Annotated in this window: 17 protein-coding genes and 2 pseudogenes; 7 read left to right on the plus strand and 12 right to left on the minus strand. The window is 71.1% G+C overall.

The features are described from left to right. Positions 1-12: 12 nt before the first annotated feature. The 6 genes from LWJ43_RS12765 to glmS all read right to left on the minus strand — a co-directional run bounded on the left by LWJ43_RS12765 (position 13) and on the right by glmS (position 6,641). Positions 13-1,239 carry an alpha/beta fold hydrolase gene (locus LWJ43_RS12765; protein WP_277332406.1) on the minus strand — a complete coding sequence of 409 codons (1,227 nt, stop codon included), beginning with the start codon at positions 1,237-1,239 and terminating at the stop codon, positions 13-15. A 59-nt stretch (positions 1,240-1,298) separates the two neighbouring features. After that, positions 1,299-2,453: an alanine racemase gene (gene alr / locus LWJ43_RS12770; protein ID WP_277332407.1), complete on the minus strand. Its 1,155-nt coding sequence runs from the start codon at positions 2,451-2,453 to the stop codon at positions 1,299-1,301. Between the two features lie 61 nt (positions 2,454-2,514). Continuing rightward, positions 2,515-2,901 (minus strand): DUF488 domain-containing protein, encoded by a 387-nt coding sequence (locus LWJ43_RS12775; RefSeq protein ID WP_277332408.1) that lies wholly within the window; start codon positions 2,899-2,901, stop codon positions 2,515-2,517. Positions 2,902-2,952: 51 nt separating this feature from the next. Beyond that, a complete protein-coding gene (locus LWJ43_RS12780) occupies positions 2,953-4,404 on the minus strand; it encodes an NAD(P)H-hydrate dehydratase (protein WP_277332409.1) in 1,452 nt (483 codons plus the stop codon). Positions 4,405-4,408: 4 nt separating this feature from the next. Further along, positions 4,409-4,777 (minus strand): holo-ACP synthase, encoded by a 369-nt coding sequence (locus LWJ43_RS12785; RefSeq protein ID WP_277332410.1) that lies wholly within the window; start codon positions 4,775-4,777, stop codon positions 4,409-4,411. A 16-nt stretch (positions 4,778-4,793) separates the two neighbouring features. After that, positions 4,794-6,641: a glutamine--fructose-6-phosphate transaminase (isomerizing) gene (gene glmS / locus LWJ43_RS12790; RefSeq protein WP_277332411.1), complete on the minus strand. Its 1,848-nt coding sequence runs from the start codon at positions 6,639-6,641 to the stop codon at positions 4,794-4,796. A 299-nt stretch (positions 6,642-6,940) separates the two neighbouring features. On the opposite strand from glmS, the gene LWJ43_RS12795 reads away from it, so the two are divergent. The 3 genes from LWJ43_RS12795 to LWJ43_RS12805 are packed head-to-tail and all read left to right on the plus strand — an operon-like array spanning position 6,941 to position 9,987. Then, entirely contained in the window at positions 6,941-7,894 is a 954-nt protein-coding gene (locus LWJ43_RS12795; protein ID WP_277332412.1) for a hypothetical protein, read from the plus strand. Positions 7,895-7,898: 4 nt separating this feature from the next. Next, the gene (locus tag LWJ43_RS12800) at positions 7,899-9,470 is read left to right on the plus strand and encodes a M16 family metallopeptidase (protein WP_277332413.1); all 1,572 of its coding nucleotides are present in this window, start codon (positions 7,899-7,901) and stop codon (positions 9,468-9,470) included. A 49-nt stretch (positions 9,471-9,519) separates the two neighbouring features. After that, positions 9,520-9,987 carry an HIT family protein gene (locus LWJ43_RS12805; RefSeq protein WP_277332414.1) on the plus strand — a complete coding sequence of 156 codons (468 nt, stop codon included), beginning with the start codon at positions 9,520-9,522 and terminating at the stop codon, positions 9,985-9,987. 69 nt (positions 9,988-10,056) lie between these two features. Here the strand turns inward: LWJ43_RS12805 and LWJ43_RS33055 are convergent. After that, a pseudogene (locus tag LWJ43_RS33055) lies at positions 10,057-10,368 on the minus strand (hypothetical protein); the annotation flags it as partial. A gap of 262 nt (positions 10,369-10,630) precedes the next feature. On the opposite strand from LWJ43_RS33055, the pseudogene LWJ43_RS12815 reads away from it, so the two are divergent. Beyond that, a pseudogene (locus LWJ43_RS12815) lies at positions 10,631-11,077 on the plus strand (tyrosine-type recombinase/integrase); the annotation flags it as partial. Positions 11,078-11,180: 103 nt separating this feature from the next. Here the strand turns inward: LWJ43_RS12815 and LWJ43_RS12820 are convergent. The 4 genes from LWJ43_RS12820 to LWJ43_RS12835 all read right to left on the minus strand — a co-directional run bounded on the left by LWJ43_RS12820 (position 11,181) and on the right by LWJ43_RS12835 (position 13,522). Then, positions 11,181-11,441, minus strand: a complete 261-nt coding sequence (locus tag LWJ43_RS12820; RefSeq protein WP_277332415.1) for a hypothetical protein — start codon at positions 11,439-11,441, stop codon at positions 11,181-11,183. A 583-nt stretch (positions 11,442-12,024) separates the two neighbouring features. Then, positions 12,025-12,435 carry a type II toxin-antitoxin system VapC family toxin gene (locus tag LWJ43_RS12825; protein ID WP_277332416.1) on the minus strand — a complete coding sequence of 137 codons (411 nt, stop codon included), beginning with the start codon at positions 12,433-12,435 and terminating at the stop codon, positions 12,025-12,027. Continuing rightward, a complete protein-coding gene (locus tag LWJ43_RS12830) occupies positions 12,432-12,707 on the minus strand; it encodes a hypothetical protein (RefSeq protein ID WP_277332417.1) in 276 nt (91 codons plus the stop codon). The genes LWJ43_RS12825 and LWJ43_RS12830 overlap by 4 nt, the downstream gene beginning before the upstream one ends. A 395-nt stretch (positions 12,708-13,102) precedes the next feature. After that, positions 13,103-13,522, minus strand: a complete 420-nt coding sequence (locus tag LWJ43_RS12835; RefSeq protein ID WP_277332418.1) for a GntR family transcriptional regulator — start codon at positions 13,520-13,522, stop codon at positions 13,103-13,105. A gap of 322 nt (positions 13,523-13,844) precedes the next feature. On the opposite strand from LWJ43_RS12835, the gene LWJ43_RS12840 reads away from it, so the two are divergent. From LWJ43_RS12840 to LWJ43_RS12850, 3 genes are read left to right on the plus strand one after another with little or no spacing between them, the layout of a single operon-like run. After that, positions 13,845-15,602: a replication initiator gene (locus LWJ43_RS12840; RefSeq protein ID WP_277332419.1), complete on the plus strand. Its 1,758-nt coding sequence runs from the start codon at positions 13,845-13,847 to the stop codon at positions 15,600-15,602. Continuing rightward, on the plus strand, positions 15,599-15,787 hold the full coding sequence (locus LWJ43_RS12845; RefSeq protein ID WP_277332420.1) for a helix-turn-helix domain-containing protein: 189 nt from the start codon (positions 15,599-15,601) through the stop codon (positions 15,785-15,787). Before LWJ43_RS12840 ends, LWJ43_RS12845 begins: the two co-directional genes overlap by 4 nt. Continuing rightward, a complete protein-coding gene (locus LWJ43_RS12850; RefSeq protein ID WP_277332421.1) occupies positions 15,787-17,067 on the plus strand; it encodes a tyrosine-type recombinase/integrase in 1,281 nt (426 codons plus the stop codon). The genes LWJ43_RS12845 and LWJ43_RS12850 overlap by 1 nt, the downstream gene beginning before the upstream one ends. Positions 17,068-17,206: 139 nt before the next feature. Here LWJ43_RS12850 and LWJ43_RS12855 read toward each other — a convergent pair whose 3' ends face one another. Further along, positions 17,207-17,506, minus strand: a complete 300-nt coding sequence (locus LWJ43_RS12855) for a hypothetical protein (RefSeq protein WP_277332422.1) — start codon at positions 17,504-17,506, stop codon at positions 17,207-17,209. Position 17,507 lies beyond the last annotated feature (1 nt).

The following is a 17,507-nucleotide window of genomic DNA, read 5'->3' on the forward strand; positions in this document are numbered from 1 at the left end:
AACGGTAGAGGATCAGCGCGTCCCGGCCGGAACGGCTCCGATCCGCACCAGCAGGTCCGCGAGCCGGTCGGTCACCGTCTCCGGGTGCTCCAGCATCACCAGGTGGCCCGCGTCCGGCACGATGACCAGCTCCGCGTCCGGAAGCTCGTCCGCGATGGCCTCGCTGTGCGAGCTCGGCGTCACGAGGTCCTTGTCACCGGCCAGGATCAGCACCGGGATGTCACGGAAGGCGGGCAGGGCACCACTCTTGTCGTGCTCGGTGAAGGCCGGGTAGAACTCGGCGACGACATCGATCGGTGTGGACTCGATCAGCCGTTCCGCGAACCGGGCGACCGCCGGGTCCACGTCCCGCGATCCGAACGAGTACCGCTTGATCAGCCCCGCGAACAGGTCCGCGGTCGCCCGGCGGCCGCGCTCCACCAGTTCCGTCTGCGAGCCGAGCGCCTTGAGCACCCCGGGCAGCACCCGGCGCACCGCGTTCACCCCCGCCACCGGCAGACCGAAGTTCACCTCACCGAGCTTGCCGCTCGACGTCCCGACGAACGCGACCGCGGCGACCCGGTCGCGGATCAGCTCCGGGTACCGGTCGGCGAGCGCCATCATCGTCATGCCGCCCATGGAGTGCCCGACCAGCACCAGCGGGCCCTCGGGGGCCGCCGCGTCGATGACCGCCCTGAGGTCGCGGCCCAGCTGGTCGATGCCCACCGGCACACCCTCGGCCTGCGCCCTGCCCCGTTCGGAGCGGCCGTGGCTGCGCTGGTCCCAGTGGACCGTGCGGACCAGTCCGCGCAGCGCGGCTCGCTGGAAGTGCCAGGAGTCCTGGCCGAGGCAGTAGCCGTGGCTGAAGACGACGGTCAGCGGCGCGGGGTCCTTGCTGCCGAAGAGCCTGCGACGGCGCGACCCGGTGCCCGCGGGGGTCCCCGCCCCGGGGCGTCCGCCCGCACGGCTCGTACCGCCGTCCGGCTCGATCTCGTCGATCTCGTAGTACAGCTCGGTGCCGTCGTCCGCGACCGCCCGGCCGGGCAGCCCCCGCAGGGAGCCGTACGGGCCGGAGGCGTCCAGCGCGATCCGGGCCTTCTTGCGCATGCCCCGGCCCACGGTGAGCCGCTCGACGGCCACGCCGGCGGCGGCGCCCGCGGCGATGACGCCTATCGCCGCTCCGGCGATGCCCGCCCGGCGCCAGCCGGCCGCCGCGACGGCCGCCGTCGCCACCACGTCCTCCGCGCTGGTCTCGCTCACCGTGCAGTGCTCCTTCGTCGTGGTTGTCGTCGTCGGACCGTGATCCGCTCCGGCAGGGTTCAGTCCCTGCCGGAGTCCTCGTGGAGATGGACGCGTGGGACGCGTACACCGATGCGTGTGACGATCTCGTACGCGATGGTGTCCGCCGCCCGCGCCCAGTCCTCCGCGCTCGGCTCGCCCCGGTCTCCCGGCCCGAACAGCACCGCTTCCGCGCCCGCCTGCAGGACGTCTCCCCCGAGGTCGACCACGAACTGGTCCATCGCGACCCGGCCCGCGATCCGGCGGACGGCGCCTCCGACCAGGACGGGGCCCCGGCCCGAGGCGTGGCGCGGGATGCCGTCCGCGTAGCCGACGGGCACCAGGGCGAGGGTCGTCTCGGCCGGGGTCGTGTAGTGGTGCCCGTAGCTGATGCCGTGCCCCGGGGGCACCTGCTTGACCAGGGCGACGGAGGCGGCGAGGGTCATGACCGGCCGCAGTCCGAAGTCGGAGGACGTGCCCAGCTCGGGGCTGGGCGAGATGCCGTACATCGCGATCCCGGTGCGCACGAGGTCGAAGTGCGACTCCGGCACCGTGAGCGTCGCCGGGGAGTTGGCGATGTGCCGCACCTCGGGCCGGACGCCCTCCTTCTCCGCGTACGCCACCATGTCGCGGAAGACGTTCAGCTGGGCGGCGATCGACGGGTGGCCGGGCTCGTCCGCGCAGGCGAAGTGAGACCAGAGACCGGTGACGCGCAGGACGCCCGCCTCCTCGGCGGCGCGGGCGGCCGACACGAGCGCGGGCCAGTCGGCGGGCTGGCAGCCGTTGCGCCCCAGACCCGTGTCCGCCTTCAGCTGGACCCTCGCCGGAACGCCTGCGTCCGTGGCGGCGGCGACGACCTCGTCGAGCGCCCACATCCCGCTCACCGAGACATCGATGTCGGCCTCGACCGCCTCGCGCCAGGGGCCGCCGGGCGTCCACAGCCAGCACATCACCCGGCCCCGGATGCCGGCCGCACGCAGCGCCAGGGCCTCCTGCGGGGTGGCGGTGCCCAGCCAGGCCGCGCCGGCCTCCTGCGCCGCCCGGGCGCAGGGCACCGCACCGTGCCCGTACGCGTCGGACTTCACCACGGCCATGAGCTGCGCCCCGGACGCCCGCGCACGCAGGACACGCACATTGGCGCGCAGCGCGGCGAGGTCGATCTCGGCACGGGCTCTCAGGGTCGCTGTCTCGTTCATCGCGCCCAGTGTCTCAGAGCCGTACGCCTGTGCCCTCGACCTCCCGTGCGCGGTGAGGCGGTCACCGGTGGTCGAGGGCATGTTCCAGATGGTCGACGAGGACAGGTACGTGGCTGGCCGGGACGTCCTTCACGGACGTGACCAGGGTGACGGGCCCGCCCCGTCGCAGCAGCGCGAGCAGGGACTCCACGGCCTCGGTGTGGGCGGGGTCGCCGAGCTCGGTGCGGTAGCGGTCCACGAAGTCGTCGTACCGGCCGCCCGAGCGGTCCTCGTGGTACCAGGTGCGGAGTTCCTTCGACGGCGTCACGTCCTTGGCCCACATGTCGACCGCCGCGTGCTCCTTGGAGATCCCGCGCGGCCAGAGCCGGTCCACCAGCACACGGGTGCCGTCGTCGTCCTCCGGCGGGTCGTACACCCTGCGTACGCGAATGCCGCTGCCGCTGCCCATGACCGATCACCGGCCCTTCCCGTCGCTCCGGCCTCCGCTTCCCAGCGTGGATCAGGCGAGGACGTCCCGCCACGCCGCGGGCACGGCGTCCGCGACGTCCTGCGCGGCGACCGGCGCCCCGTCCGCTGCCCGGCGTGCCGCGAGTCCGTGCAGGTAGGCGCCCACGGAGGCGGCGTCGCGGGGTGCGAGGCCCGCGGCGAGCAGCGAGCCGGTCAGCCCGGACAGCACGTCGCCGCTGCCCGCCGTGGCCAGCCAGGACGTGCCGGTCGGGTTGACCCGCACGGGTGTGTCCCCGGGGTCCGCCACAAGGGTCGTCGAGCCCTTCAGGAGCACCGTGGCCCGGTAGCGGGCGGCGAGCTCCCGTACGGCGGCGAGCCGTCCCGCCTCGACCTCCTCGCGCCCCACCCCGAGCAGCGCGGCGGCCTCGCCGGCGTGCGGGGTGAGGACCGTGGCGGCGGTCCTCGCGCGCACGACCGCGGCGTCCATCAGCCGCAGCCCGTCCGCGTCGACCAGCACCGGGACGTCCGCGGCCAGCACGTCGGCCACGGCCTCCGCCGACGCCGAGGAGTCGCCGAGTCCCGGGCCGACGACCCAGGCCTGCACCCGCCCGGCCTTCGACGGCGGGCCGGGGTGCACCAGCGTCTCCGGGAAGCGGGCGATCACCGCTTCGGCACCGGGGCCCGCGTAACGCACGGCTCCCGCACCGCCGCGCAGCGCCCCGGCGACCGCGAGGACGGCAGCGCCGGGGTACCGCTCCGAGCCCGCGGTCACTCCGACGACCCCGCGCCGGTACTTGTCGCTCTCGGCGCCGGGCACGGGCAGCAGGGCGGCCACGTCGGCGTACTGGAGGGCCTCCAGGTCCGGCCGGGCGGGCAGCTCCCCCGTCAGGCCGATGTCGACGAGCCGGAGCGCGCCCGCGTGTCCGGCGGCCGGGTCGATCAGCAGTCCCGGCTTGTACGTGCCGAAGGTGACCGTCGCGTCGGCCCGCACGGCCTCGCCGAGCACCTGGCCGGTGTCCGCCTCCACGCCGCTCGGCAGGTCCACGGCGAGCACGGGCGCGTGGCCCGCGGTGACCGCCCGCAGGAGCTCCACCGCCTCGGGCCGCAGTCCGCCGCGGCCCCCGATCCCGGTGATGCCGTCGACGACGAGGTCGACGGGGCCGAAGGCGCCGGGCGGCGATCCGCCGATTACCCGCCCGCCCGCCGCCAGCAGGGCGGCCAGCGCCTGCCGGTGGACCTTGTCCGGCGAGGTCAGCAGGGCCCGGACGCCGGCTCCCCGACGGGCCAGCCGGGCTCCCGCGTACAGGGTGTCCCCGCCGTTGTCGCCGCTGCCCACGAGGAGCAGGACCCGCGCCCCGTAGACCCGCCCGTTGCGCCGGAGCAGGTCACCGCAGGCCACCGCGAGTCCGGCGGCGGCGCGCTGCATCAGCGCCCCCTCCGGCAGCCGTTCCATGAGCGCCTTCTCGGCGGCCCGTACGGTCTCGACGCTGTAGGCATGTCGCATACGGTCAACCCTCCGCGATCACCACGGCCGACGCCACCCCCGCGTCATGGCTGAGCGAGACGTGCCAGCTCCGTACGCCGAGCTCGGCCGCCCGTGCCGCGACGGTGCCGCGCACCTCCAGCCGGGGCCGGCCGCTCGCCTCGACGCACACCTCGGCGTCGGTCCAGAGCAGCCCGGCCGGCGCGCCGAGCGCCTTGGCCAGGGCCTCCTTCGCGGCGAACCTGGCCGCCAGCGACGCGATTCCCCGCCGCTCCCCGCCCGGCAACAGCAACTCCCTCTCCAGGAAGAGCCGATCGGCCAGCTGGGGCGTACGCTCCAGCGCGGCGCCGAAGCGCTCGATCTCCGCCACATCGATCCCGACCCCAATGATCACGCGCTCACTCACTCACTCACTCGACTGTCACGGACTTCGCCAGGTTGCGCGGCTGGTCCACCTCGTTGCCCCGGGCGGTAGCCAGTTCGCAGGCGAAGACCTGCAACGGCACCGTGGCGACCAGCGGCTGGAGCAGCGTAGGCGTGGCCGGGATCCTGATGAGGTGGTCGGCGTACGGGACGACCTCCTCGTCGCCCTCCTCCGCGATGACGACGGTACGGGCTCCGCGGGCCCTGATCTCCTGGATGTTCGACACGATCTTGTCGTGCAGCACGGAACGGCCGCGGGGCGACGGCACGATCACGACGACCGGCAGGCCCTCCTCGATCAGCGCGATGGGCCCGTGCTTGAGCTCCCCGGCGGCGAACCCCTCGGCGTGCATGTAGGCGAGCTCCTTGAGCTTCAACGCCCCTTCCATGGCCACCGGGTAGCCCACGTGCCGGCCCACGAAGAGCACGGTGTCGTGGGTGGCCAGGGAGCGTGCCAGTTCGCGCACCGGCTCCATGGTCCCGAGGACGCGTTCGACGGCGCCCGACATCTCGGAGAGCTGGCGCACGACGGTGCGGATCTCGTCACCCCACTTGGTGCCGCGCACCTGTCCCAGATACAGCGCGACGAGGTAGCAGGCGACGAGCTGCGTCAGGAACGCCTTGGTGGAGGCGACGGCGACCTCCGGCCCGGCGTGCGTGTAGAGGACGGCGTCGGACTCCCTGGGGATGGTCGAGCCGTTGGTGTTGCAGATGGCGAGGACCTTCGCCCCCTGCTCACGTGCGTGCCGGACCGCCATCAGGGTGTCCATCGTCTCGCCCGACTGCGAGATGGCGACGACGAGGGTGCGCTGGTCCAGGATCGGGTCGCGGTAGCGGAACTCGCTGGCGAGCTCCGTCTCGCAAGGGAGCCTGGTCCAGTGCTCGATGGCGTACTTGGCGATCATCCCGGCGTGGAAGGCCGTCCCGCAGGCGACGACGACGACCTTGTCGACCTCGCGCAGCACGGTCTGTGGAATGCGCACCTCGTCGAGGTGGAGGGTGCCCGAGCCGTCGACGCGTCCGAGCAGCGTGTCGGCGACCGCTTTGGGCTGGTCGGCGATCTCCTTGAGCATGAAGGAGGCGTAGCCGCCCTTCTCGGCGGCCGACGCGTCCCAGTCCACGTGGTACTCGCTCACGTCTGCGGGCCGGCCGTCGAAACCGGTGACCGTGGCCCCCTCCCGCCGCAGCTCGACGACCTGGTCCTGGCCCAGCTCGATCGCCGAGCGGGTGTGCGCGATGAAGGCGGACACGTCGGAGGCCAGGAACATCTCGCCGTCCCCCACCCCCACCACCAGCGGCGAGTTCCGCCGTGCCCCCACCACCGCGTCGGGCTCGTCCGCGTGCACGGCGACCAGGGTGAAGGCGCCCTCCAGCTGCCGGCACACCTGTCGCATGGCCTCCGTCAGGTCGCCGCCCGACGAGTACGCCTCGGCGAGCAGATGGGCGACCACCTCGGTGTCGGTCTCGGAGGTCAGGTCGTGGCCCCGCCCGGTCAGCTCCTCGCGCAGGGCGGCGAAGTTCTCGATGATCCCGTTGTGCACGACGGCGACCCGGCCCGCGTTGTCGAGATGCGGGTGGGCGTTGGTGTCGGTGGGCCCGCCGTGCGTGGCCCAACGGGTGTGCCCGATCCCGGTGTTCCCGGCCGCCAGCGGCCGGTCCTTGAGCTCCTTCTCCAGGTTGAGGAGCTTCCCGGCCTTCTTCGCGGAGGCCAGCCCCCCGTCCGCGAGGACGGCGACCCCGGCGGAGTCGTACCCCCGGTACTCCAGCCTCTTCAGCCCCGCGACAACGACATCCTGCGCCGACTGCGTTCCGACGTAACCCACGATTCCGCACATATCGGCACCATAAGGCCGTGCCCTCGGCCGGGGCGGCGCGAAAGCGCCTGCCACTGCGCCAAAAGTGTCCGGCCGGCCGCGAGCGGTGCCGCCAGTCGCGAGGACTCCGCCGTGGCAGCCCTGATCGTGTCCCACGCACTCGCCCCGGACACCCGCGCCCATAAGTGGCTGTGCCCCTGCCGGCGGACGCTGCTAACCTGCGGCTTCCCCCCTCACCGCTGCTGCCCGCCACCCGTCTGCGTGCCCACGTCCCTCGATCCGTTCGAGCCTGTGCGGCAACGGCCGCGTCCGCTCCGAGGATGGCCATGTCTCCCACCGCTCCCCCGATACGCGCGGAGTTCGACCCGTGCGTCGCCCTACCCTCCCTGGCCGATCTGCGGGCGGCCCTGCGCAACGACGACTGGGAGACGGTGGAGGCGTACTTCGACTTCATCGACCACGAGGACGACCGCGCGGTCGCCGCCGGCGTCGTCGACCGCCTGAGCACCTCCCAGCGCCTCCTGGAACGCGCGGTGGCCGCACAGCCGCGCTCCGCGCTCGCCCGCACCCTGCTCGCCAGGCGCTTCATCGTCATCGGCTGGGACATCCGCGGTGCTCACACCGCCGAACACGTCTCACGTGACCAGTTCCGGGAGTTCCACGAGTGGCTGCGGCGCGCGGAGCAGCTGCTCATCGACGTGTGCGCCGAGCATCCGACGTACGCGATGGCCTGGGCGGCCCGGCTGACCACCGCGCGGGGGCTCGGGCTCGGGGCGAGTGAGGTGCGACGGCGCTACGAGCGGCTGGCCGAGCACCACCCGCACCACATCTCCGCACAGTCCTCGCTGCTCCAGCGGCTGTGCCCCAAGTGGGGCGGAAGCTGGGAGGAGGCCCACGCGTTCGCCCGGGCGTGCCTGGAGTCGGCGCCCCCGGGCAGCCACGCGGGCCGGCTCGTCGCCGAAGTACACCTGGAGCGCTGGCTGGACGACTCCGACATCAGCCCCAGCGACTACCTGCGCTCGGCGGAGGTCAGGGACGAGATCCTGGCCGCCGCCGCCCGGTCCGTGCAACACCCGGACTACCGGCCCGGCTTCGACTGGATCGCCGACCACAACACGTTCGCGGGGGCGCTCTGCCTGGGCGGCCACCACCGCGAGGCCGCGCCGTTCTTCCGCACCCTCGGCAACAAGGCCACCGAGTCGCCCTGGCAGCACGTCGGCGACAAGGAGATCCAGTTCCTCAAGCACCGCAGAACCGCGCTGGCGAAGGGCTGAAGCGATGTCTCAGATGTCACCGACGAGTCAGGGCCACGGCCCCACCACGCCCCCCGTCCGCAGGACCGAGGTCGACGGCATCCGTACCGTGCTCGCCGCCGCCTCCGGGCCGGTGACGGCAGGGCTCCTCTTCCGGGTCGGCGTCGCCGACGAGACGCTCGCCACCACGGGCATCACGCATCTCGTCGAGCACCTCGCCCTGCACCGCCACGGCCTGTCCGACCTGCACTACAACGGCGCCACCGGCGCCACGTACACCCTCTTCCACGCCACCGGCACGCCCCAGGAGGTCGTCACCTACCTCAACGGTGTCTGCGAGGCTCTCCGTGACCTGCCGATGGAGCGGCTGGAGACCGAGCGCGAGATCCTGCGCACCGAGGCGGCGGGACGCAGCCGCCGCCCCGGCCGGCAACTGCCGCTGTGGCGTTACGGCGCCCAGGGCTACGGGCTCAGCAGCTACGAGGAGAACGGCACCTGGCATCTGACGGCCGACGCGGTACGCGACTGGGCGCGCACTCGGTTCACCCGCGACAACGCGGTCCTGTGGATCACCGCCGACACCGTTCCCGAAGGGCTGGACCTCACCCTCCCGGCGGGCGTCCCTCACCCGCCGCCCGCCCCGACCTCGGCCCTCCCCGTCACCCCGGCGTACCTCACCGGCGGCAACGGCGGTGTGGTCATGGACGGCATCGTCCGGCGTTCGACAGCGGCCTCCGTCTTCGCGGAGGTACTCAGCCGTGCGCTCTTCACGGACCTGCGGCAGAAGGGCGGCTACTCCTACACGGCGGACGCCGACTACACCCCGCGCGACCGCGACTTCGCGGCGGTCACCGCATTCGCCGACGCGCTTCCGAGCAAGCAGGACGCGGTGGTCGGCGGCTTCGTCGACGTCCTGGCCCGGCTGCGGGCCGGCTCCATCCAGCAGGCGGAACTCGACTCGGCCCGGGCCAAGATCCTCAAGCAGTACGACCTCCCTGACGTCGCGGCCGCCCAACTGCCCTCGTACGCCCTGAACCTGCTGACCGGACACCCCAGCATCACCGACGAGGTGCACCGGGCCGAACTCGCCGCCGTCACCCTCGACGACCTGCGCGAGGTCGCGCGCGAACTGCACTCCACCACTCTGCTCCAGGTCCCCGGCCGGGGCGTGGAATGGGCGGGATTCACGGCGGCGCCACGGTGGTCGACCGACACTCCCACCGCCCCGGGCAGCCGGCATCCCTCCCGGGAGGACGGCTCCCAGGTGCTGACCGTGGCGCCCGACGCGGTGTCCCTGACCACGCCCGCCGGCCAGGTCGTCATCCGCTACGCCGACTGCGCCGCCCTCCTCGTCCACCCCGACGGCGGCCGGCACCTCACCGGCCTGGACGGCTTCCTGATCCAGGTGGAGCCCACCCTCTACAAGGGCCTCACCCCGGACCGCACGGCGGTCATCGACTCCGCTGTACCGTCGGCCGCGGTCGTCCGCATGCCTCCCCGCGACCCGGAGGACATCCCCCGACCCGAGCGACGCGGCAGGGTACGGCATACGGCCTCCGTCCGGCTGGGCAAGCTCTTCGGACGGCGGAGGGGATGACGGCGTAACCCGGTGCGTACCCGGCCGGGCGGTCCTACGCTCTCGGTCCATGACGACAGCCGAGTGTTACCCGTGCGCCAAGGAAGCACAGTTCGACTCACTGCCGCCCCGGGAGCATGTGGCCTCCGACCGGCACTGGAGGGTGGCCCACGCCTTCGGCACCGCGCTCCCGGGCTGGCTGGTGCTGCTGCCGCGCCGCCACGTCACGGCAGTCCACGACCTCACGGACGCGGAGGCCGCCACGCTGGGGACGTGGCAGGTCAGCCTCTCCGGGGCGCTCCGCGACGTGACCGGCTGCGACAAGACCTACGTCGTGCAGTTCGCCGAGGCCGAGGGCTTCGCCCATGTGCACTTCCACATCGTCCCGCGTACGGCGGAGCTGCCGCAGGAGCAACGGGGGCCGGGGATATTCGAGTTGCTACGGGCTCCGGAGTCCGAGCGTGTGACGGCCGACCAGGCGGACCGGATGGCCCTGGCCCTCCGGGCCCGGCTCGGTGAGCATCCGGACGGCGTGTGACGTCCGGAGCCCGGCGCTGCCGTGCCATCGCCCCGCCCCTCAGGAGGCGGGACGCCGGCACGGCCCTGCTCAGCGCACGTCGACGAAGTCGCCGGCGGCGGTGGCGGTGCCCGAGGTGGACGAACCGCCGAACGTCCAGCGCCAGTAGCCGTCGACCGATGCCTTGACGGTGGTCTTCAGCGCGCCCGTGCTGGACGACGTGGCCGTCTTGACGGTGGAGTAGACGGAGCTGCCCTTCTTACGGAACTGCAGGCTGACCGTCTTACCGGCCTAACCGGTGTACGTGTGCTTCCCCCAGTCCGCCCGCTTGAGGCTGCCGGTGACGGTGATCGTCTTGCCCTTGGTCACCGGTTCGGGCGAGGCGTTGACCGTGGCCTTGGCCCAACGCTTGACCTTCACGGTGCCGGAAGCGGTGATCACCTTCTCCGCCTTGAGCCCGCCACTGGGCTTCCAGAGCTGCGTCAGGACGCCGATCTTCCAAGTGGTGGCAAGGTTGTTCGAGTCGAGGTCGTAACGCGGATCGATGTACAGGCTGCCCTCGCAGTCCGCGAGCCGGGGAGTCGTCGGGTAACAGGTGTAGATGCCCGTACGGAGCCCGCCGCTCACTGCCCCCTTGGCCGCGGTCGTGCCGTGGTAAAAGCCCAAGACCCGCGCCTCCGAACGCCGCATCGCCCTCCCCACCGAATGTCTCCGCTCCCTCAAGGAACACAAGAAGCGGCAGGGCAAGGAGCGTGAGACGGCAGAACCGGACTGGAGAGGCAGCGGCCTCGTCTTCACCACCCCGACTGGCGGCCCGCTCGACCCGGCCAACCTCACCCGCCGTTTCCGTAGCTTCCTCGACCGAACCGGACTCCGCCGCATCCGCTTCCACGACCTACGCCACTCGACCGCGACGCTACTCCTGGAGCAAAGCGTGGACCTCGTTGTGATCAAGGAGCTGTTGGGCCACGCACACATCGGCGTCACCGCTGGCGTCTACGCCCACGTAAGGCTCCGCCCCCAACGCCAAGCCATCGACACCCTGAACGACGCCCTCGGCCCTGTCAACGACAACCCGGACGACCCACCCGCCGCGGCAGGCGTCCGCTGACGTTGCCGTCGGCGTTGCCGTCAAACGCCCGAGAGGCCCCACCGAATATCCATTCGGTGGGGCCTCTCGAAATGTCCACAGCATGTTATGGACTGAGGCTGACTTACCAAGTCACCTGAAGGCGCTCCTCCAGTGTTTCCAGTGAAATCTCACCTTGCACCCATGCCGTGACGTATTGCAGGTCATGAACCGAAAGACCGAAGGCCGATCGAAGAACTTGGGCCAGCCGGAACGGCGCCAACCTCAAGTTTGGATGCTTGTCGATTAGGAGATCAGCGATCTCTGCGATGCTGCACCCAATTCCGTGGTACTCGACGGCCAAGCGCGCCAATCGTTCAATTTCCTCGTCCATCAGTTCCCTCATCTTCGGAATGTGGCAAGGACTTGCTGGAAGTCCCCGTCGAGCCTCGGAACTGCTTCATCGATCCTCGCACGAGTGAAGCCATATCTGGCTGCCTGCCTTCCAGTCCAGGTTCCCTTGGCTGCCGACACAAGGCTTGCACCACCACGGACGGCTTCATTGAAGCCTCCAAGGTTATCTCCGTAGACCCAGATCCCCTGGACACCCTGAACTCGGTCCCCGAAGTGGCCCATAACTTCGTCGAACATCGCCTTACCCCCCGCAGCGGTGAACCCTTGTCGGGATTGTTGTGCATCATCATGGTCAGAATGCCGTCACTATCGAGGTCGGCAATCACGCCACTTCCACTCGCATCATGCGAGATAGAATAAGTGCTTTCGTTACCACCACGCGTAACTCCGCAGTTATGTACGAGGACCGGCGTGGCGCCCGCCAGCACATAGTACGTGTGCTACGCGCCCCCTCCCCACCTGCGTTTTCGCAGGTCATCGGCGGTTTCGCGCTCCGCTGGCGTCCGTGGCTGTGCCCTGGTGTCCGCGCTTGTTGCCGTCAGTACTGCCGTCAGAGGCATAGACCGCGGATCGAGCTACGGCAGGAGTGTCAGCGCGGGGACGTGGGCGGGCTTGACGACGCTGAAATGCCGCCGGTCGAGGGTGGCTACCCGGTCCACGCCAAAGCGCTCGGCCACCGCGATGACCGAGGCGTCGACCCCGCCGAGCGGGAAGTCGGCGTACTGGAGGACCAGCTCACCCATGCGCGCCAGGTCGGCGGGAGTGAGGTGGACCAGCTCGAATGTTCCCCGTGCGACCTCGGTGAGGAACGCCGCTTCGACCTGGGGCCAGCGCTCCAGCAGCCAGCAGACCTCGGTCATGACCGGGCTGGGCAGCAGACGGCGCCCGGTCAGCGACGTCAGCAGGGAGGCACACTCCGGATGACGCCGGTCGGCCGCGTTGAACGCCGCAGCCAGGGGTCCGGTGTCCAGGACCGTGGCGATCACGCCGAGTCGCCGAAGCGCTCGCGCATCCGCTCGCGGATGTAGTCGTCGTGCCGTTCAGCCAGATCCTCTGGGCCATTCACGCTGCCGATCAGGGCCAGCAGCCCGGCCGGGACCGACTCCTCGTCCTCGCCCGCGTCGACCGCCGGCAGCGACTGGGCAACCTGGGACAGTTCCTCATCCTGAGTGACGAGCAGGCGCAGGCGTCGCACCTGGGTCGGGGTGAGCCGGTCCACCAGGTGGTGCATGTCCTCGTAGTCGTATGCAGCGGTCACGCAAGCAGTGTAGGACGGCCCCGCGGCCTCGGACAGCCGGATCGGCAGAGTTTCATCCCCGCTGGCGTGGTGTCGGCCACCGCCCCCGGTGAGCCTGCGCGACGCGCGTGAAGGGGCGGCCCCCTGGTCGGCCCTTGCCTGCGATCCGGCCGTAGGACGGTCGTAGGCGATAGCTTGCTCCGCCAGGAGCCCGGCTCCGGTCATCCCGGCGATCTGGCCGGTTGCCGCTCCCGCAGCCCGGCCGCCGCGTCGGCTCGGTGCCTCCAGTAGCGCGTGATCGCGGGAGTAGACGGTGGGGCTTGCCGGCGACGGCGGCCAGCCTTGGCGGGCGGGGGCCGCCTTGAACCTCGTAGAGAAAATCTGAACGCACGCTCCGGGCCACCCGGCGCGGCGGGTCAGCGGCCCCGCTTGCCGCCGTTCGACTCCAGGGCCTCGACGCGGCCACGAAGGTCGGCCAGCTGCTCGACGGCGTCGGCCAGTGCCCGTTCCAGCGCCTCGACGCGGGCCGTCGTGCCGTCGGCGGGTGCGGTCGCCTCCGGGCCGTCGAGGTCGTCGGGGTGGTCGTGGTGGGCGACGAAGGCACCCTTGCCGGGGCGGGAGACCGCCCATCCTTCCTGCTTCAGCAGGGTCATGGCCTTCTGCACGGTCAGGCTCGATGCCCCGAACTCCCGCATCAGCACGGCCTGCGTCGGCAATGCGTCCCCCGGCTGCAGCCCGCCGGAGCGGATCCGCTCCCGCAGAGCCTCGGCGATCACCTCGAACGTCAGCGGCACCCCGCTGCCCGCCGGCCTCCGCCCGCGCCGCCCCACCACCACGCCCGGTCACCCCTGCTTTCCACGCCCACTACCAGCACAATCCGGCCCGTCCAAACCGGGAAACCGCCCTCACACTACCCGCGTCCCACCACCCACCAGAAAGGAATCAGGAGGGATGCACTTGAATGCGCCGGTGGTGCGATGTTAACGTCACGCACCCGCCGGTGATCACCACCGCGCCCCGCCGACCAAGCCCCCACTGGTCCGGCCCCCGCGCCCAACTTCGAGGCGCCCCGTTCCCCTGTGAGCCGATCACTTCGGCCTGCCCACGCCGCCCCGCGCCGTACCGCTTCCGCACTCCCGCCGAAAGGCCCCGTCCCGCATGCCCGCACAGCTCCAACTCCCTTACCCCGCGACCGTTCCAGCCGCCTCGCGTCCGTCGCCGGCGTTCACGACCCCGGCCTGCCCGGAGGACGTCACCGCCTCGGCGGCAGGACGGTCGACGCTGCAGCGCCGCGCCAGGCTCACCGCCAAGCTGGCGAAACTCGCCGCCACCGGCCACCTCGCACCCCTCGCACGACAGATCAGCACGCTCGGCGGGTGCGCGCACCCGATCCGCCTCACCGGGCACCGCACCCACCTCGACACCGCAACCGGCGAGATCCTCAACCACTTCGACTCCGGCCAACTCCCGGCGGGCGAGCTGCTGGTCCGCTGCGGCAACCGGCGCGCCACCCGCTGCCCCGCCTGCTCCACCATCTACCGCTACGACACCTACCAACTCATCGCCGCCGGCCTTCGCGGCGGCAAAACCGTCCCCACCAGCGTCGCCGCACACCCCCGCGTCTTCGCCACCCTCACCGCACCCGGCTTCGGCCCCGTCCACAACCAGCCCGACACCGGCCGCTGCCACTGCGGCCACACCCACCCCGACGACGACCCGCTCCTCGGCACCCCGCTCGATCCCGACCGCTACGACTACGCGGGCGCGGTGCTGTGGAACGCGCACGCCCCAGCCCTGTGGGCACGCTTCACCACCCACCTGCGACGGGAGATCGCCAAGGCGGCAGGGCTGACACAGCGGGTCCTGCGGGACCACGCCACGCTCTCGTACGCGAAGGTCGCCGAGTACCAGAAACGGGGCCAGGTCCACTTCCACGCCGTCATCCGCCTCGACGGACCCACCGGCCCCGGCAGTACCCCGCCCGCCTGGGCCACCACCCAGCTCCTCGACCACGCCGTCCGCGCCGCCGCCGCACGCACCCGCGTCCACCACGAGGGCGAACCGCCGAAGCAACCGCAGCTTGCCGGGGACATCCCCGCGCCCCAGCCCCAAAACTCACATCGGGGTGGGCGGTTGGTGTTTCGGTTCGGGCGGCAGATCGACGTCCGGGCGATCCGCGGCACCGACTTCAGCGGCGGTGGCCCGGTCACCGACCGGCACGTCGCCGCCTACATCGCCAAGTACGCCACCAAGGGAGCCGAGACCACCACCGGCACCCTCGACCGCCGACTCCGCTTCCTCGCCGAGCTGCACAAGTACGACATCACCGACCATGCCCGCCGCATGATCCACACCGCCTGGCACCTCGCCACCCGCGCCCAGCACGCCCACCTCCGCCTGCGCCAATGGGCCCACATGCTCGGCTTCCGAGGCCACTTCTCCACCCGCACCCGTCATTACTCCACCACCCTCGCCCACCTCCGAGCCGAACGCACCGCCTGGCGAACCAGCCGACCCGACACCCAGACCCCAGCCCCGGCATCGGCTGAGACGCAGGCCGACCAGACGGACGGCACGCCGGTCAGTGACCGCGCCGGACACTCCACTGACCTGGCCGCTGGTCACCGACCCGGTCACGGTCATTCCACAGGTCACCGACCCGGTCACAGCGATATCGCCGCACGGCCCGACGGTTCGGACACGACGCTGGTCATCTCCCACTGGCAGTACGCCGGAACCGGCCTCCTGCCCGAACTCGAACACCTCGCCGACCTCCTGGCCACGAAACGGCAGACCCGACCCGAGCAACCGACCCGAACCCGACGCTCGAAGCGCTCCGGCGACCGCGCCGGCCACCCGGTCGGTCACTCCACCGATCGGCTGACCAGTGCTGCCCGCCCTGGGACCGTCGCGTGACCGCCGGCACGGAACTCCTCACCGTCCCCCAGGTCATGGCCCGCCTCCAGCTCGGCCGCTCCGCCGTCTACGACCTGCTCCGCACCCGGCAGCTCGCCTCGATCACCCTCGGCCGCGCCCGCCGCATCCCCACTCACGCGCTGGCCGACTTCATCTGCACCCGCCTCGAACAGGAAGCCGCCTGATGACCACGCCCCGCGACACCCCCGCCTCCCGCCGCACCCGCGCCAACGGCGACGGAACCGTCTACAAGCGCAAGGACAGCCGCTGGGAAGCCGCCGGATACGTCCTCGCCCCCGGCAACACCCGCAAACGCATCCGCGTCTACGGCACCACCCGCAAGGAAGCCCTGACCAAGCTCACCGAGAAGATCGCCGCCAGCAACCTCGGCCTGCCCGTCGCGACAGCCGACAGCACCGTCAGCGACTACCTCACGTACTGGCTGAACGGCGTCGCCGTCCGCCAAGTCCGGGAGAACACCCACACCCGCTACGCCGCCTGCATCCGCCTCCACCTCATCCCCGGCCTCGGCGCCAAGAAGCTCGCCCGACTCACCGCCCGCGACGTCCGCACCTTCCTCGACCACCTCCGCGCCGCCTGCCAGTGCTGTGCCCAGGGACGCGACACCGACCGGCACTTCTGCTGCGCCATCGGCCAGTGCTGCAACAAGCGGCTCTCCCCGCTGACCGTGACCTACGTCCACTCGGTCCTCAAGTCCGCCCTGGAACACGCCGTCCGCGAAGACGACCTGCCCCGCAACGTCGCCCGCAACGTCAAGACCCCCGCACCCCGCCCCCGGCGCTTCAAGCCCTTCACCGCGAGCGAGGCCCGGCAGTTCCTCTACGCAGCCAGCAGCGACCGGCTTCACGCCCTGTACGAACTCGCCCTGCGCACCGGACTCCGCAAGGGCGAACTCCTCGGGCTGCACTGGGAGGACCTCGATCTCGACAGTGGCACCGCCAGCATCCACCGCTCTCTCCAGCGCACGCCCACCGGCGGCCTGACCATCCTTCACACCAAGACCCGCGCCTCCGAACGCCGCATCGCCCTCCCCACCGAATGCATCAACTCCCTCAAGACCCACCCGGAACGACAGCATGAAGAACGCGAAGCTGCCGGAGCAGGCTGGGCAGACAACGGGCTCGTCTTCACTACCCCCACCGGTAAACCTCTCGATCCCACCAACCTCACCCGCCGCTTCCGCCGTCTCCTCCACCGCGCGCAGCTCCGGACCATCCGCTTCCACGACCTCCGACACTCGACCGCGACCCTGCTCCTGGAACAGGGCATCGACCTCGTCGTGATCAAGGAACTGCTCGGCCACGCCCACATTGGCGTCACCGCCGGCGTCTACGCCCACGTACGCCTCCGCCTCCAGCGCCAAGCCATCAACGCCCTGGGCACCGCCCTCGGCCTGGCCAACGACGACCCTGACGACCCATCCGACGCAGCAGCCGTCCGCTGACGTTGCCGTCAGCGTTGCCGTCAAGCGCCCAGAGAGCCCTGCTGGACTGCGTCCGGCAGGGCTCTCTGTTTGACATTTTCCGCAGCACTTCCCCTTCACTGCCTGGTACTTACTTACAGACCAGAAGAAGTGAATTGACTTACGGAATCCCGAGAACGTCGGACACCGCTTCGTGCACCTGAGTCGCAATGCGAGTTAGCTGCTTAAGCTCATCCTCGCTCTTGGCAGCTCGCTCCAGTTGCCATTCGATGAACATCGGTGCGAACCAGATGAGTTGTACGAGTCTCGCTTCCACGGTCTCGCCGATCGGAGGAATCCGAGAGAGTAGCGCTACGTACGCTTCACCAGCATCGGGATCAAATTTCCCAGACCGAAGCTTTCCGAGAAATCCAGACTCGTCATCCCATGCTTCGTCTAGACGTTCCAGCAGGTCATCCATG

The organism is Streptomyces sp. JH34, assembly GCF_029428875.1.
In the GTDB taxonomy this organism is placed as follows: Bacteria; Actinomycetota; Actinomycetes; order Streptomycetales; family Streptomycetaceae; genus Streptomyces.